Here is a 15968-nt window from a genome sequence, read left to right on the forward strand (position 1 = left end):
TGACATTCGTAAAGGTTCCATGGAGCGATGTTTCAAACTTCCGTAAATAGAACGATATCTGACATGCCAACAGTTTCCTTGAGCAAAAAGGAATATCAGCTTTTCGCCGAGCTGGTGGAGAAAGAGTGCGGCGTGAAGCTTAATGAAGAGCTTGCGCCTCTATTGGAAACGCGCATCATGAACCTCATGGCCCACCTGCATTGCCATGATTATGACGTCTTGTACCAGATGTTGAGGGGCGATACTGAGCCAGAGCTGAAAACCAGGATCATCGAGGCGGTCATAAACCATGAGACCACATGGTTCCGGGACGAGGGGCTGTTCGACCTGTTAAGCGAAAAACTGTTCCCCCGGTTGATTGAGGAGATTGCAACTGGCAGGCGCTCATTCATAAGAGTATGGTCCGCCGCTTGCGCCTCCGGCCAGGAGCCGTATTCGGTGGCCATCACCTTTATGGACTGCGTGAAGAAAAGCGGCCATCCGGTCCGCTCCGGGGCGCTTTCCATACTTGCCACGGACATTTCGCAAACGGCGCTGGAGGAGGCGTCGGGGGGAGAATATTCCACCCAGCAGATGTCTCGCGGGATGAGGTCTTATTACAGAAAAGGATTTTTCAAGAGCTCCTCCAGCGGGAAATACCAGATCGTAGATGAAGTAAGGCGGCTTGTGGAATTCCTTAAGCTCAACCTTTTGAAAAACGACATCGCCGCCCTGGGCAAGTTCGACATTGTGCTTTGCCGTAATGTGGGCATTTACTTCACAAGCGACGCGCGGGAACAGTTATACCAAAGGTTGGCCACGTCATTGAACCGGGATGGGGCGCTTATCCTTGGGGCCTCGGAATTCATGGCGGACAAACCTGGAACTTACCGGCTGGAGAGCTACAAGGGAACCTATTACTACACCCTGACGTAAATCGTTTCAGAGCTTCTTTTCGAGCAACTCCACAATTTTCGCGCTGAGTTCTTTGGTTGAATCCATCCCGAAAGCGCTTTTAAAGGCCGGAAGGGATATGACGGCCTTGGCCATGGTTGGGTGCCCCCCGGCGTTTCCCCATTTGCCGAACACCCTTTTTGCCAGCTTGCCAGCGTCCAGTTCCGGATCCTGGCTTCTTATGGAGATGATGATTTCCCTGCCAAACACTCCTGCGGTGGCGGTGAATGAAGTTTCGCCGATTTGCAGTGAGAAATCCGCCAGCCTGGGGATGATATCGGCCTTGCGGATGACCCCGAGCCAAAGAAACAGGAACTCCCCCATCAGTTTCCGGTTCCTGATGGCGCGGACGAAATAGGAAAGCTCTTCGGAGTTCAACCGGGGCTTCCCCATACTGGAGAGCATATCCTTGTCGGCCATTGGCCAAAGGGCGGTGAACGCGTCGAAGTCGCGCCTTTGGGCTCCCCGTTCCAGCCTCATGGTGTCGGTCATGATTCCGTAAAGCAGGGCTGTGGCCAGCCTTTTGTTTATTTTCGAGCCATAAGCGGTGAGATATTCGAACATCAAGGTGGATGTGGCGCCGTAGGCCGTGTTTATTTCTTTAAACCCTGTCTCGAATTCCTGCCTGTAAGGATGATGGTCTATCACAGCGTCCACCTCTTTATTCAGCATGGGGCCGAAATAAGGGGGCTGGACATCCACCAGCACCACCCGGTCGAATTCCGCAAGAGTTTCCGGAGTAATGGTACGAACCACGGTTTTCAGCAGTTTAATCATGGTTATGTTCTCGTTCCGGGTAACGCTTCCGAAGGTAACGATGGGGGCGGTAATCCGGTTCCTGCCCAACATGGCTTGCAGAGCCAGCCCGCAGGCTATGGCGTCCGGGTCCGGGTCGTTCTGGGTGAGTATGGCTATTTTCCCGGCGCCATCGAGCATGTCGTGAAGCTCCCGGGCGCGCCGGGCTATGTCTATCTTCCGCCACTCCCTGTTTATGCGGAACCGGGCCATTTCCTGAATGTCCAGATAAGACACGTTTGGCCTTTCGGGAACGGGAGGGACGCTTTCACCGTCTTCTTCCGCTATTACCACAATGGATGGAGCGGGTTTTTGCCCGCAAAGAAATTCCAGGACGCGGTTTAGCAATTGTTTTTCCGTCAGGGAGACGAGAATCCTGTCCCCTTCATCCAGGCCGTGCCGCTCTATCTCGGCGGCGCTGAACCGCTCCAGGTGGAGATAATGGGTTCGTACCAGGGATTTGGGTGGAATGAAAGGCTGGCCCAGGTTGAACACATAAAGCTCTTCGGCCCCTTTTGTGATGGTTTCGATGAGCTTTATCCACTCGGGCCCGTCTATAAAAGCGATATACCGCATCTCTTAAGCCAGCAATCCAACCTGTATTTATAATATGCCCTTGAGGATACTATGGCTAACGCGGCATTTCATCTTCAATGGAACAAAGGCGTATCATAATGTTGTTTAATATAAGTATACAGAGATAGTGGAATTTCGGGCCCATGATGGAAAAAATTGAACTGGGCGTCGCGGGGATGACCTGCGCGGCCTGTGTGCGGCGGGTGGAGAACACCATTAAAAAAGGCCCCGGCGTGGGCGAGGTGAGCGTAAATCTGGCTACCGAGTCGGCCACCATCGAATTTGACGGCTCCTCCATAGGCCTGGACGGGTTGAAAAACCTGGTGAAAACCGCCGGTTACGAGCCTTACGACATAGTGGATGAAGACACCGGAGCCGACAGGCTCCGCAAAAGCGAGGAATATTCGCGGGCTTTACGCAATTTTGTTTCATCGGCCCTTCTCACGGCTCCGGTGATGCTACTGTCCATGCGGCACATGACCCCCTGGGGGCACGGCATTCCGGATTCTTCCGCCGACATTATCATGTTCATCTTCACCACACAGGTAATGTTCTGGGCCGGGTCGCAATTTATCACCGGCGCGGTGAAGGCGGCCAAACGGTTTACGTCGGACATGAACACCCTTATCTTCGTGGGCACGCAATCCGCCTACGCGTATTCCACGGTCGCCTCTTTCGCTCCGGATGCTATCTCGGTGGCGGGCGAAACACCGCCGGTCTATTTTGAAACCGCCGCAATGATTATCACCCTGATCCTTATGGGCAAATATCTGGAGGCCCGGGCCAAAGGCAGAGCCTCGGAAGCCATTAGAAAGCTTATGGATTTGCGCCCAAAAACCGCCCGGATAATCCGTGACGGCGTGGAACTTGAAATCCCCGTGGCCCAGGCGCGGGTGGGCGACATGGTCATTATCCGGCCAGGTGAATCGGCCCCGGTGGACGGCGTGGTCACCGAAGGCTCCACGGCAGTGGATGAGTCCATGATCACCGGCGAATCCATCCCTGCGGAAAAAACCGCGGGGGACAAAATAATCGGTGGTTCCATCAATAAAACCGGATCGGTGATTTTCAAGGCCACGTCCATCGGGTCGCGCACGGTCCTGTCGCAGATAATCCGGCTGGTGCGCGAGGCCCAGGGCACGAAAGCCCCGGCGCAAAAAATGGCGGATACCATATCCTCCTATTTCGTGCCCATCGTGATGATAGTGGCGGCGGCCACGTTCTTCGCCTGGTACTGGTTTGGGCCTGAACCAGCGTTCACCCGGGCGCTGGTGAGTTTTGTTTCTGTATTGATAATCGCTTGCCCATGCGCCCTGGGACTGGCCACGCCCACGGCCATAATGGTTGGGACCGGCAAAGGCGCCGAGTTGGGAGTATTGATAAGGAACGGCGAGGCGCTGGAGAAATCGGCCCGGATAAAGGTAATAGCGTTGGATAAAACCGGCACCATAACCAAAGGCGAGCCGTCGGTTACAGCTTTGGCTACGGCTGATGGCGTTGAAGAACGTGAACTGGTGGCTTTGGCGGCGGCGGTGGAGAAACGTTCCGAGCATCCATTGGGGATGGCCATCGTGAAACGGGCCGGGGAGATGAAACTTGCGGTGGATGATGTGAAAGATTTCCGCTCTTTCACCGGCGCGGGAGTATCGGGTACGGTGAACGGAAATAAATTGCTGGTGGGCTCCATGAAGATAATGGAAGAATCCGGGGTGGATGTCTCCCCTCTTTCCAAGGCTTCTTCCGAAATGTCCAGCCGGGGCGCGTCGCCCCTGTTCGTGGCGAAAAACGGCGAGGCGCTGGGTGTTATTGCGGTTGAGGACACGATAAAACCTGAATCGGTTACCGCCATCCGGGATTTCCATAACCGTGGCATGACCGTGGTGATGATAACCGGAGACAACGAAAAAACCGCCGGAACCATAGGCGCCCAGGTTGGTATAGACCGGGTGCTGGCCAACGTAACCCCCGATAGAAAGGTGGAGGCGGTTGATAGCCTTAAATCGGACGGGTTCGGAGTGGCCATGGCCGGGGATGGAATAAACGATGCGCCAGCCCTGGCCCGCGCCGATGTGGGATTCGCCATGGGTGGCGGAACGGATATAGCCATGGAGGCTGGTGATATCGTGCTGATGTCTGGCAACCTTCACGGCGTGATAACGGCGCTGGAGCTGGGCCGGGCCACTTTAAGGGTTATAAGGCAAAACCTGTTCTGGGCCTTCGCCTATAATGTTATTCTCATCCCCGTTGCCGCCGGAGCCCTATATCCGCTATGGGGCTTCACGTTGAATCCCATGCTGGCCGCCGCGGCCATGGCTTTCTCATCGGTAAGCGTTGTAAGCAACTCCCTGCGGCTTAAAACATTCCGCCTGCCTTCGTAACGCAATATTCCTGCCCGGCTTCTGAAAAAGTTCTAAAATCAGGCCGATAGGCTATAATGCTTCGAATATTTAACAGCACGCCAAAGGGGGCGCCGAATGCGAATAGGAGTGCTTACCGGTGGGGGCGATTGCCCCGGTTTAAACGCCGTTATCCGGGCGGTGGTCAAGACCGCCGAGCATGAGTATCACGATGAAGTTTACGGGATCCGCGATGGGTTCTCGGGATTGATAAACAACCGGATCCACCCGCTGGACCTGGCCAGGGTTTCAGGTCTTATCTCCCGGGGTGGCACCATCCTGGGTTCGTCCAACCGCGACAATCCCTTCAAATACGCCGAATATAACGGCGGATCGTACAAAGAGGTGGACGTTTCCGACCGGGTTATAGAAAACATAAAGAAGAGCAATCTGGACTGTTTGATAGTTATCGGCGGCGACGGAACCCAGGCCATTGCCCACCAGTTTTTCCAGCGGGGTATAAACGTAATCGGCATACCCAAGACCATAGACAACGACTTGGGCTCCACCGAAATAACATTCGGTCACGACACCGCAGTGAATACCGTGATGGACGCGCTGGACAAGATTCAGACCACCGCCGAGTCGCACCACCGGATAATGGTTGTGGAGGTGATGGGGCGGGACGCAGGATGGATAGCCATGGCCGCGGGCATGGCGGGCGGGGCGCACATAATACTTATCCCCGAAATAGCTTTCGATATCGAGAAAATCGCCCAGAAGATTTATGAACGCAAAGGGCGCGGCAAACATTTCACCGTGATAGTGGTGGCCGAGGGGGCCAAAATGGCCGGCCAGGACAGGGTTGTAAAAAGAATAGTGGAAGGCTCCGCCGAAAAAGTCCGTTTGGGGGGTATTGGCGAATTCGTGGCCAACGAGCTGGAACGGCTTACCCATGTGGAAACCCGTTGCACGGTGCTGGGGCACATCCAGCGGGGCGGGAGCCCATCGGCTTTCGACAGGATACTGGCCACCCGTTACGGCTCGGCGGCGGTGGTTTTCGCCCACGAGGGCAAGTTCGGCCACATGGCGGCGTTGCGTACCCCGGAGATCGTGGCGGTGCCGTTATCCGAAGCCCTGCACAAAATGAAGAACGTTGAGCCGGGGGGAAACCATATTTTGACCGCCCGCCAGGTGGGCATAAGTTTCGGCGACTAATGCCGTCAAGGCCTTCCACCGTCACCGTTATATGCAGGTAATACGAGGAATCCGCAACCTGACCGGGGCGCCGGTAAACCCGGTGGTGACGCTTGGCAATTTCGACGGCGTCCACGCCGGGCACCAGAAAATATTCGAAGAGGTAAAAAGCCACGCCCGTAAAATCGGCGGCTCGGCGGTGGTTTACACGTTCGACCCACATCCGTTGAAAATCCTGGCGCCGGAGCAGAACATCACCCTGCTCACCACTTTCAAGAAGAAGATGGAGCTCATAGCCGCTTACGGCATGGAAATGACCATCTGCGCCGATTTCACCCGCGCATTCGCCCGCATGCACCCGCGCGATTTCGCCTTAAAGTTGAAAAACGGATTGAACATGGAGTCGGTCTTCGTGGGGCACGACTATTCTTTCGGCCAGGCCAAGGCGGGCGGCATAGACTATCTGAAAAAGATGGGGGACGAACTGGGATTCAAGGTTTATGTGGTGGACGAGGTGATGGTGGATGGGGAGCGGGTGTCTTCCACTGTCATAAGAAACCTGCTGAACAATGGGGATATCCTTGGAGCCAACCGCAGGCTGAACCGGTGCTACTCCATAGCCGGAAAAGTGGTTTCCGGCTATCAGCGGGGCCGGGCCATAGGGTTTCCCACCGCAAACCTGGAAACGCCATATGAAGTTATCCCGGCGGTGGGTGTTTACGCCGTGTTCATCCGTATAGGCGCGGGCCAATGGTTCGAGGGGGTGGTGAACATAGGTTACAACCCCACATTTAACCGGGACGATTTTATAGTGGAAGCCCATCTGCTGGATCATAGCGACGATATTTACGGCAAAGAGATTGAGGTATATTTTGCGGACCGCTTGAGGGACGAGACACGGTTCACAAACGTTGATGAATTAAAGCGGCAGATAGCCGAGGACATAGAGAACGCCAGAAAAGCGCTGGAGAGGCAAAAGTTATCCGGAGGTATCATAGACCCCAGGGAAAGCCCGCTTACAAGACAACTCCCAGGCTAGGGCAACAAGGTTAAAATCCATGGCGGACATGCGCAAGGGCAGAGAATTGGGGCCGGCGTCAATCATCCCGGTAAAAACTTACGAGAAACGGCGGCTAATCCTCCTGCTTTGCGTTCTTCTGGCGGGAGGGTTCGTGGCCACAAGCCTGGCCAGTTATTTCGTTTCAAAGTCATTAATGCGGGAGGCCTTGGTCTCCCGCGAACTGCCGCTTACTTCGGACAACATCTATTCCGAGATCCAGCGGGACCTTTTACGCCCCATTTTCATCTCATCGCTGATGGCGCAGGACACATTCCTGCGGGACTGGGCGCTGGCCGGAGAAAAAGGCGATGATGCCGTAACCCATTATCTGGATGAGATAATGAAGAAATATGGGATGTTCACCACCTTTTTCATATCGGAAAAGACGAGGGTTTATTATCACGCCAGCGGCATTTTGAAAAAAGTGCGGGAGGATGAGCCCAGGGACTTGTGGTATTGGCGGGTTCGTAAAATGTCCCAGGACTACGAACTGAACGTGGATCCGGACATGGCCCACCGGGACACCATGACCATTTTCATCAACTACCGTGTGCTTGATTACCAGGGGAATTTTATAGGGATAACCGGCGTTGGGCTGGCGGTGGACTCGGTGCGGGGTATTATCGAAAACTATCAACAGCGCTACCAGCGGAACGTTTTTTTCATCAACAAAGATGGTGATGTGGTGATTAAGGCCGCCGGGGTATATGACAATTTCAAGAAGCTGGAGCAAATACCCGGCTACGGCCCGCTGACCCGGGAAATCCTCTCTGCTGACCATGGTTCGTTCCACTATCGCAGGGACGGCGATACGGTGCAGGTGAACTCCCGGTATATCCCGGAGTTAAATTGGCGCCTTATCGTGGAGCAGTCGGAAGACCCATCCCTTGCAACCCTGCGCCAAACGTTGTGGCTTAACCTGGGGGTGTGTCTTGTGGTTTCGATAGTGATATTGGTAGCCGCAAGCCTGACGGTGAACTATTACCAGGGGCGGCTTGAGATACTGGCAACCACAGACAAACTAAGCGGCTTGTATAACCGGCGCGCTTTCGAAGTTTTATTCGAACAGTCCTTGAAAGAAAACGAACGTCTGCCCATGACGCTTTCGGTAATCCTGTTCGACGTTGATTATTTCAAGAGCATAAACGACACATACGGCCACGCCACCGGGGACCGCGCCATCGCTGAATTGGCGAAGATACTGCTCGCGAATATACGCGCTTCAGACATAGCCTGCAGATGGGGCGGGGAGGAGTTTCTGGCGCTGGCGCGGGATTGCGACACGAAACGGGCTTTTGAACTGGCGGAGAAACTGCGTCATGTTGTGGAAACTTCACCCATGGACATAAACGGTGAAACGATCCGGATGACTGTAAGCCTTGGTGTGGCCGAACACGCCCATGGCGAATCCATGGATCAATTGCTCCACAGGGCCGACCAGGCCATGTACGCGGCGAAGGAAGCCGGAAGAAACAGGACGATAATCGGGTGATGGTATGGAAACTCCCCCGGGGAACCCTATGGCTCCCCGGCGGGTGATATTACATCTGTAGCAGTTTCTCGGCTATCTGAACGGCGTTCAGCGCCGCGCCTTTGCGGATGTTGTCGGACACAATCCACATGTTAAGCCCGTGGGGCACGGTGTCGTCTATCCTGATCCGGCCAACGTAAACCGGATCTTTCCCCGCCGCTTCCACAGCCAGAGGGTAGATGAGCCTCGAGGGGTCGTCCTTAAGCTCCACACCGGGGGCGTTGGAAAGAAGCTCCCGCGCCTTCTCCGGGGAGATGGGGCGTTCAAACTCCAGGTTCACGCTTTCGGAATGGCTGTAAAACACCGGAACGCGCACGGCGGTGGCCGAGACTTTTATGGAGTCGTCCTCCATTATCTTCTTCGTCTCGTTCACCATCTTGATTTCTTCCTTGGTGTAGCCGCTTTCCAGGAAAGTGTCTATCTGCGGCAGACAGTTGAAGGCTATCTGGTGCGGATACACATGGGCCTCCACATCGCGCATGTTGAATATGTCGCGAGTCTGCTGGTCCAGCTCCTCAATGGCTTTTTTACCCGTGCCGGACACCGACTGGTAGGTGCTTACCACTATCCTTTTTATCCGGGCATAGTCGTGCAAGGGTTTCAGCGCCACCACCATCTGGATGGTGGAACAGTTGGGATTGGCGATTATCCCCTTGTGCCGCGCTATGGCCGACGGATTCACCTCCGGAACCACCAGCGGCGTTTCCGGATCCATCCTGAACGCGCTGGAATTGTCCACCACCACCGCGCCTGCCTTCACCGCGTGGGGGGCGAACTCCAGGCTACGGGACGCGCCCGCCGAAAACAGGGCGATGTCCACATTCTCAAAAGAGCCCGCCGTGAGTTCCTCCACATCGTACTCGTCTTCGCCAAAAGTCACTTTTTTGCCGACAGACCTGGAGGAAGCCAACGGAATGAAATCCGCCACGGGGAACTTCCTTTGTTCCAGAACCTTCATCATCTCTTCGCCCACGGCGCCGGTGGCCCCGACAACCGCGACGTTATATAACCCCTTCTTTCTCATCATCGCCTCTTTTGAGCGTATGCGCCCATTTTAACCTATGGCCTGTTCGATAAGGCCGCCCATTTCCCTGGTATTCACCTTCTTCATACCATCGGAGTAGATGTCCGGCGTGCGGTATCCGCTGTCAAGCACCTTAGCCACCGCCGTCCCGATATCCTTCGCGGCCCCTGCGGCGTCGAAGGTATATTCGAGCATCATGGCCGCCGAGAGTATCATGGCGATGGGGTTGGCCTTCCCCTGCCCCGCTATGTCCGGCGCGGAGCCGTGGATGGGCTCGTACATCCCCTTCTTCCCGCATAACGACGCCGAGGGCAACATGCCTATGCTACCGGTGAGCATGGAAGCCTCGTCTGACAGGATGTCGCCAAAAATGTTGTTGGTGACTATCACGTCGAACTGTTTGGGCCAGCGGATCAACTGCATGGCGCAGTTGTCCACGTACATGTGCGAAAGCTCCACGTCCGGATAATCTTTGTGGATGCGGATCACCGTCTTGCGCCAAAGGCCGGAGCTTTCCAGCACGTTGGCCTTGTCCACCGAACACAGCTTTTTACCACGCTTCCGGGCCGCTTCAAAGGCGGCGCGGGCGATTCTTTCTATCTCCGGCGTGGTGTAAACCTCGGTGTTGAAACCGCGCTCGGTTCCATCCGCCAGGGTTTCAACGCCTTTGGGCTTGCCAAAGTAGATGCCGCCCACAAGCTCTCGCACCACCATGATGTCCACCCCATCCACCACCTCCCGTTTCAGCGCGGAGGCGTCCACCAGGGCGGGATATACCTTAGCAGGGCGCAGGTTGGCGTATAAATCCAGTTCGCCGCGAAGGCCTAATAGCGCCCGTTCGGGACGGAGGCTATAATCGAGAGTATCCCATTTGGGGCCGCCCACGGCGCCCAGCAGTACCGCATCGGCCTCTTTCGCCACTTTAAGTGAATCATCCGGCAAAGGAGTTCCATATTGGTCATAAGCGCAACCGCCCACCAACCGTTTTTCAAGCTGGAGGTCTAATGAATACTTCTTGGCGACTTTATTTAAAACCTTTTCGGCTTCAACCATTACTTCAGGGCCGATACCGTCACCGGGCAAAACAGCAATTTTCATGGCCACTCGCAAACCTTTCTAAAATTCTTCGAGGACGCTCAAATTGAACGAAAGTGTGCATTTTAGCAAAATAGAGGGCCAGGCCGAGAAAATAAATAAAACCAGGGTTAAATTAACGTTATGGCCTGAATTATCAGCATGATACAGGCATATGCCCCACCATGTTGTTAACCCGGCAAACAATACCCATGTGAGGTTGATAACTTTTTGATATAATTGACGCTAAATTGGTTGGAATTTTGATAAAGTGCCACCCAAAATGTTCTTTAATTAGCTTGACATTATTCCCGGATTTGCTAACCATATATCTAGATACCAGACAAAAGTCTAGAAGTGGAAACTCTGTAAAATGCATGGAAGCCTAACCGAGCAATTTGTGACTGTGAATATCGAACCGAAGATGAAAACGCCTAACAAGGTGAAAGAGTTCAGGGACAATCTTATGATGTCCAAGGCGGAGCTTGCCAGAAAAGCTGGAATCTCCGTTCAAACTCTCAACCGTATAGAGCGTGGCGAGCCTTGCCGGGTGGATACCCAGCGAAAGATCCTGGAGGCCTTAAACCTTACAGTGGAAGAGAAGGATAAAGTATTCACTCCCGGATCCGGCATCGGTTAGCCTGTAACCGCGGTACCCGCAAAATTCCCCAACGGCCACATTAAGTGGCCTTTTTTTATGCCATCCTTCATCTTTACCCTTGCTGGGGTGGTGTCCCAGTTTGAACATCAAATAATAGACAGATCCTTCACTTCGCTTGCGCTTCGCCCAGGATGACACTGTTATCAACGGCTTTTATATTGTCATTCTGAGCGTAAGTGAAGAATCTCCCCTGTACTTTCAAACTAGACATTACCCTTGAGGCATATTATGATATATTTATAATTGATTTATACTATAGTCACCGGGGGAAACCATTTTGTGCGGGTTGTAAGCGAATCCAGCTTGAATATAAAAAGCCATGCCGGCCGGGCGGGAATACTTTCCATGCTTGAACCCATAAAAAAATATGTGGATTCCATGACCTCCCCCACCTTCATATTCGGCCCTGATAGCGCCGTAGTGCATTCCAACAGCTCCATGAGGGACCTTATAAGCCACCACCAGCAAAGTAATTTGAACTGCTTTTTTGCGCGCAACGGAATAGGCGCATCTTGCCGCGAGCTATGCCCCAAGCATAGAGTAACCAGCGGAAAATGCTTTTTACCCAACGAACTGCCCACGGCCCATCTGGTTATGATGGTGCGGCTGGCTCATGTAAACCACATATCAGTGGGTTTCTATTCGACGGATACGAACCTGCATCCGGAGATCCACCGCGCCGCCAGCCGTTTATTGGAGATATCCGGTTCGCGCTCCCTATATGCCGAATCAACAATAGAAATTGGCGTTGGCTCCCAAAACGATTGTGAAGGGATGTTTCATGCCCGGGATGTAGTGGTTGCCGCCGCCAGGCAGGCCGGATTTGATATTGGAACCATGGAGAACTCCGCTTCACCTGTGTGGGGTATGGACGTAGAGTCCGCCCTGGCGGCCAAGCGGGTGATCGCGACGGTTTTTTCGGAACTGGGGCTTTTATATCGTAATTCCCGTGTATCGGTAACGGAATACACCGGGCCTGTGGCGAACGGCGCCGGAGCCAGGCATCTATCCATCCAGCTTGAATGCGGAAAAGCCTCACCAAAATCCCTGGAAGCCAGGATAGCCACTGTCCAAATGCGCGCCGGGTCATTTTGCCATTTGTTGGGGGAGGTTTTGGGGCTATCAATCCATCCGCCAGTGATATTCAGCAACAACTCCAGAATTGAAGCCCGGATAGAATTGCCATATAAATACCCCTTGCTGGAAAATGCCCATTCCCTCCCGCAAAACGCAATGCTGACCAGCCGGGAGGGGCAGATAGTGGAAATGCTTTTAGCCGGATGGGGCAACTCCCAAATAGCCGCCAGCCTTAAAATCACCCAAGCCACTGTAAAACAGCATTTGAAATCCATATATAGGAAATCCGGCGTGAAAAGCCGGGTGGGCCTTATTTTCAAGTTGCGGAAGTAGCCATCCCCGCCCTCTCCCCTCCGCGCCGAAGCGGTTTCGTAATATAATCTACCGATGATCCAACTTACCAATATTGAAAAATCTTTCGGCGCCAGAAGCCTTTTTACCGGAATCACCTGGAGAATAAAGCCGGGTGACCGGGTGGGCCTGATTGGCCCCAACGGAGCCGGAAAAACCACGTTGATGAAGATCGTGGCGGGCCTTGCGGCGCCGGACAGCGGCGAAGTTTCCCGGCTTATCAAAACCTTAAGGGCCGGGTTTTTGACCCAGGAAACCGACGAGTCTGCGCTGGACGAGCCTCTTCTGGAAGAGGTTTTAAAAGGGCGGCAAGACATTCTGGCGCTGGAAAAAGAGCTGGAGGACATCACAGACCAGTTAAAACATGCCACAGGTGAGACAGCCATAAACCTGACCTCCCGGCTGGACGCCGTCCATGAGCGGTTCAAAGCCGCTGGCGGGTTTGAATATGTGGCGCGGGCAAAATCCATCCTGCGGGGCGTAGGGTTTTTAGAAAGCGATTTTCATAAACCCATGCGCTCTTTTTCCGGCGGATGGCGCACCCGGGCCAGGCTGGCTCAAATCCTGTCCGCCGCGCCGGAAATCCTTCTGCTGGACGAGCCCACGAACCATCTGGACCTGGAGTCCACCGAGTGGCTGGAAAAATTTCTGTCCACTTATCAGGGCGCGGTGGTGTTGATAAGCCATGACAGGTATTTTTTAAACCGGGCCATAACATCCATCGCGGAGCTTGAGGATGGCCAGCTTATGGTTTATCCCTTTGCCTATGACCGTTTCGTGCGGGAAAAAGAGGCCCACCGGGAGCTTTTGGAAAAACAGGCCTCCCTGCAAAAGAGGGAAATTGAAAAGCAGGAAAAATTCATAGAGCGGTTCAAAGCCAAGGCCAGCAAAGCAACCCAGGCCCAAAGCCGGGTTAAAGCGCTGGAAAAAATCGAGCGCATAGAGATCAGGCAAAGCCCAAAACCCGTGGCGTTCAAGTTTCAGGAGACCGGAAGGATAGGCCATACCGCCGTTGAGCTGGCTTCAATCTCCGTATCCTACGGGGACAAGCCGGTTTTGCGTGAGCTTGATTTCGCGTTGCGCCGCGGGGAACGGATCGCGCTGGTGGGCCCCAATGGGGCGGGAAAATCCACCCTGTTGAAAACCATCGCTGGCGTGATTCCATCCATCGGCGGGAAAATATCTTTCGGCGCCAACGTGGCCCCAAGCTATTTCGCCCAGCATCAGGCGGAAACGCTGGATGTGAACAAAACAATTCTGGATGAGGTTACAACTTCCATCCCATTCGAGTTTATTCCCATGGCCCGGACATGCCTGGGGGCGTTCCTGTTCCACGGGGATGACGTTCACAAGAAAATATCCTCCCTCTCCGGCGGCGAGAAGGCCCGGGTGGCCATGGCCAAGCTGGCCCTTACGCCCACGAACCTGCTTCTTTTGGACGAGCCCACGAACCACTTGGACCTGCAAAGCAGGCTGGCCCTTGAAAAAGCCTTGGCGCAATACGGCGGGTGCATTTTGATGATTTCCCACGACCGGGCGTTTATCGACGCCATAGCCAACAAGGTTGTGCGGATAGACCGGGGCAGGCTTACGGAATACCACGGCGGTTACGCCTATTACGAGTCCCGCAGGGTTTCGGAAATTTCCGGGATGCGTGATGAAGAGACCGATGGAATCGTATCTAAAGCATCCAGGAAAGAGATACGTAGGGAGTCTGCCCAACAGAGGCAGGAGCTTAACCGGAAGGTGGGGCCGTTAAAACAGCGTCTCTCCAAAACCGAGGAAGAGATAAACCGGGTGGAAAACCGCATCGCCGAGCTTGAGGGATCGCTGGCGAATCCGGAAATTTATCAGAACCCTGAAGAAGCCCGGAGCCTAGCCAAGGAACTTTCCGACACCAAGAAAAGGAACGATACGCTGTTGGCCGAATGGGAAGCCATGGCCGAAGAAATGGAATCCATTACGGCGGGTCATCTGGCATGAGCGACGCAAAGCTTCGTCTTCTCCCCTCCATAGACAGGTTGTCGCAATGCCATGACGCCGTGGAGCTTATCGGCCAGTTCGGGCGGGAATCCGTATTGAACGCTTTAAGGGAAACCCTGAACGAAGCCCGGAAAAATATCCTGTCAGGCTCCGATGGGTATTCCATGCCGGAAAACGATCCATCATGGCTTCGGCGCGTAAAAGAAATTCTGGAGGGTATGACGGCCCCCAGGCTCAAGCGGGTAATCAATTGCACCGGCGTGGTTATCCACACAAACCTGGGCAGGGCTTTATTGGCCGAATCCGCCGCGCAGGCGGCCCGGTTAGCCGGAGAATCCAACGTAAACCTGGAGTTCGACCTGGATAAAGGCGCACGGGGAGATAGAGACACTCTGGTGGAAGAACTGATCATCGCCCATACCGGCGCCCAGGCGGCCACAGCGGTGAACAATAATGCCGCGGCGGTTCTGCTGGCGTTGAACACTTTTGCGCCGGGTAAAGAGGTTATCGTTTCCCGGGGGGAACTTATCGAGATTGGCGGCTCGTTCCGTCTGCCGGAGATAATGGCCCGGAGCGGATGCGTCCTTCGGGAAGTGGGAACCACCAACCGCACACACCTGAAAGATTATGAAGAGGCGGTGAACGATAACACCGGAATGATACTTCGCGCCCACACCAGCAATTACAGAATAATCGGGTTCACCACCCAGCCTTCCACCAAGGAGCTGGCGGAGCTTGCCAACCGGAAAGGAATTCCGTTCATGGTGGATTTAGGCTCCGGCGCCATACTGGATATGGCCGTTTACGGACTTCCTCACGAACCCACGGTGAAAGAAACGCTGGAGGAGGGGGCGGGAATCGTCACCATATCCGGCGACAAACTTTTAGGCGGGCCCCAGGCTGGAATATTAGCCGGGGATAAAAACCTGATAACTGCCATCAACAAGAACCATCTTAAACGGGCCCTGCGGCTGGACAAGATGATACTAGCCGCGCTGGAAGCCACCTTGCGGCTATACCTCAACCCTGAAGAAGCGTTGCGCCAAATCCCCACCCTGCGTTATCTCACAAGAAATCTGGAGGAAGTAAGAAAAACCGCCGGTGAAGCCGCCGCCGTGTTAAAAACCCGGTTGGGCGATGATGCGGATGTGTTTGTGATGGAAGACGTGTGCCAGGCGGGAAGCGGTTCCCTGCCGGAGATGGACATACCCTCATATTCTGTGGCGATAAAAAGCAAAACCATGGGACCCAACGAACTGGCGTTATGGTTCCGCTCCCAAAACCCGCCTGTGATAGGGCGGGTGGACAAAGACCTTTTCAGGCTGGATATGCGTTGTGTGGACGATGCGGAATGGTTTAAGTGAACACGG

General features: G+C 54.3%; 12 protein-coding genes. 9 read left to right on the forward strand and 3 right to left on the reverse strand.

Annotated elements, in window-relative coordinates:
- The first annotated feature begins 78 nt into the window (after positions 1 to 78).
- On the forward strand, positions 79 to 915 hold the full coding sequence (locus tag HY751_00695; protein MBI4664904.1) for a protein-glutamate O-methyltransferase CheR: 837 nt from the start codon (positions 79 to 81) through the stop codon (positions 913 to 915).
- Between the two features lie 6 nt (positions 916 to 921).
- Here HY751_00695 and HY751_00700 read toward each other — a convergent pair whose 3' ends face one another.
- Positions 922 to 2304 (reverse strand): DHH family phosphoesterase, encoded by a 1383-nt coding sequence (locus HY751_00700; protein ID MBI4664905.1) that lies wholly within the window; start codon positions 2302 to 2304, stop codon positions 922 to 924.
- Positions 2305 to 2447: 143 nt separating this feature from the next.
- On the opposite strand from HY751_00700, the gene cadA reads away from it, so the two are divergent.
- From cadA to HY751_00720, 4 genes are all read left to right on the forward strand, one after another.
- Positions 2448 to 4682: a cadmium-translocating P-type ATPase gene (cadA, locus tag HY751_00705; protein MBI4664906.1), complete on the forward strand. Its 2235-nt coding sequence runs from the start codon at positions 2448 to 2450 to the stop codon at positions 4680 to 4682.
- 96 nt (positions 4683 to 4778) lie between these two features.
- The gene (locus HY751_00710; GenBank protein ID MBI4664907.1) at positions 4779 to 5858 is read left to right on the forward strand and encodes an ATP-dependent 6-phosphofructokinase; all 1080 of its coding nucleotides are present in this window, start codon (positions 4779 to 4781) and stop codon (positions 5856 to 5858) included.
- Positions 5859 to 5889: 31 nt separating this feature from the next.
- Positions 5890 to 6876 carry a bifunctional riboflavin kinase/FAD synthetase gene (locus HY751_00715; GenBank protein MBI4664908.1) on the forward strand — a complete coding sequence of 329 codons (987 nt, stop codon included), beginning with the start codon at positions 5890 to 5892 and terminating at the stop codon, positions 6874 to 6876.
- Between the two features lie 28 nt (positions 6877 to 6904).
- The gene (locus HY751_00720; protein MBI4664909.1) at positions 6905 to 8389 is read left to right on the forward strand and encodes a GGDEF domain-containing protein; all 1485 of its coding nucleotides are present in this window, start codon (positions 6905 to 6907) and stop codon (positions 8387 to 8389) included.
- Between the two features lie 49 nt (positions 8390 to 8438).
- Here HY751_00720 and HY751_00725 read toward each other — a convergent pair whose 3' ends face one another.
- The gene (locus HY751_00725) at positions 8439 to 9452 is read right to left on the reverse strand and encodes an aspartate-semialdehyde dehydrogenase (GenBank protein ID MBI4664910.1); all 1014 of its coding nucleotides are present in this window, start codon (positions 9450 to 9452) and stop codon (positions 8439 to 8441) included.
- Between the two features lie 30 nt (positions 9453 to 9482).
- Positions 9483 to 10556, reverse strand: coding sequence for a 3-isopropylmalate dehydrogenase (gene leuB, locus HY751_00730; GenBank protein ID MBI4664911.1), 1074 nt, complete (start codon positions 10554 to 10556; stop codon positions 9483 to 9485).
- A 394-nt stretch (positions 10557 to 10950) separates the two neighbouring features.
- Between leuB and HY751_00735 the strand changes: the two genes are divergently transcribed.
- From HY751_00735 to selA, 4 genes are all read left to right on the forward strand, one after another.
- Positions 10951 to 11166 carry a helix-turn-helix transcriptional regulator gene (locus HY751_00735; GenBank protein ID MBI4664912.1) on the forward strand — a complete coding sequence of 72 codons (216 nt, stop codon included), beginning with the start codon at positions 10951 to 10953 and terminating at the stop codon, positions 11164 to 11166.
- Positions 11167 to 11532: 366 nt separating this feature from the next.
- Positions 11533 to 12597: a helix-turn-helix transcriptional regulator gene (locus HY751_00740; protein ID MBI4664913.1), complete on the forward strand. Its 1065-nt coding sequence runs from the start codon at positions 11533 to 11535 to the stop codon at positions 12595 to 12597.
- Positions 12598 to 12651: 54 nt separating this feature from the next.
- A complete protein-coding gene (locus tag HY751_00745; protein ID MBI4664914.1) occupies positions 12652 to 14598 on the forward strand; it encodes an ABC-F family ATP-binding cassette domain-containing protein in 1947 nt (648 codons plus the stop codon).
- Positions 14595 to 15962: an L-seryl-tRNA(Sec) selenium transferase gene (selA, locus tag HY751_00750; GenBank protein ID MBI4664915.1), complete on the forward strand. Its 1368-nt coding sequence runs from the start codon at positions 14595 to 14597 to the stop codon at positions 15960 to 15962. The genes HY751_00745 and selA overlap by 4 nt, the downstream gene beginning before the upstream one ends.
- The last annotated feature ends 6 nt before the right edge of the window (positions 15963 to 15968 follow it).

It is taken from the genome of Nitrospinota bacterium (genome assembly GCA_016208975.1).
Lineage (GTDB): Bacteria > Nitrospinota_A > UBA7883 > UBA7883 > JACRLM01 > JACQXA01.

Coding starts and splice junctions, on each gene's coding strand:
- HY751_00700 (MBI4664905.1), bottom strand. CDS start 2,304: ATGCGGTATATCGCTTTTATAGACGGGCCCGAGTGGATAAAGCTCATC.
- cadA (MBI4664906.1), top strand. CDS start 2,448: ATGATGGAAAAAATTGAACTGGGCGTCGCGGGGATGACCTGCGCGGCC.
- HY751_00710 (MBI4664907.1), top strand. CDS start 4,779: ATGCGAATAGGAGTGCTTACCGGTGGGGGCGATTGCCCCGGTTTAAAC.
- HY751_00715 (MBI4664908.1), top strand. CDS start 5,890: ATGCAGGTAATACGAGGAATCCGCAACCTGACCGGGGCGCCGGTAAAC.
- HY751_00720 (MBI4664909.1), top strand. CDS start 6,905: ATGCGCAAGGGCAGAGAATTGGGGCCGGCGTCAATCATCCCGGTAAAA.
- HY751_00725 (MBI4664910.1), bottom strand. CDS start 9,452: ATGAGAAAGAAGGGGTTATATAACGTCGCGGTTGTCGGGGCCACCGGC.
- HY751_00735 (MBI4664912.1), top strand. CDS start 10,951: ATGAAAACGCCTAACAAGGTGAAAGAGTTCAGGGACAATCTTATGATG.
- HY751_00740 (MBI4664913.1), top strand. CDS start 11,533: ATGCTTGAACCCATAAAAAAATATGTGGATTCCATGACCTCCCCCACC.
- HY751_00745 (MBI4664914.1), top strand. CDS start 12,652: ATGATCCAACTTACCAATATTGAAAAATCTTTCGGCGCCAGAAGCCTT.
- selA (MBI4664915.1), top strand. CDS start 14,595: ATGAGCGACGCAAAGCTTCGTCTTCTCCCCTCCATAGACAGGTTGTCG.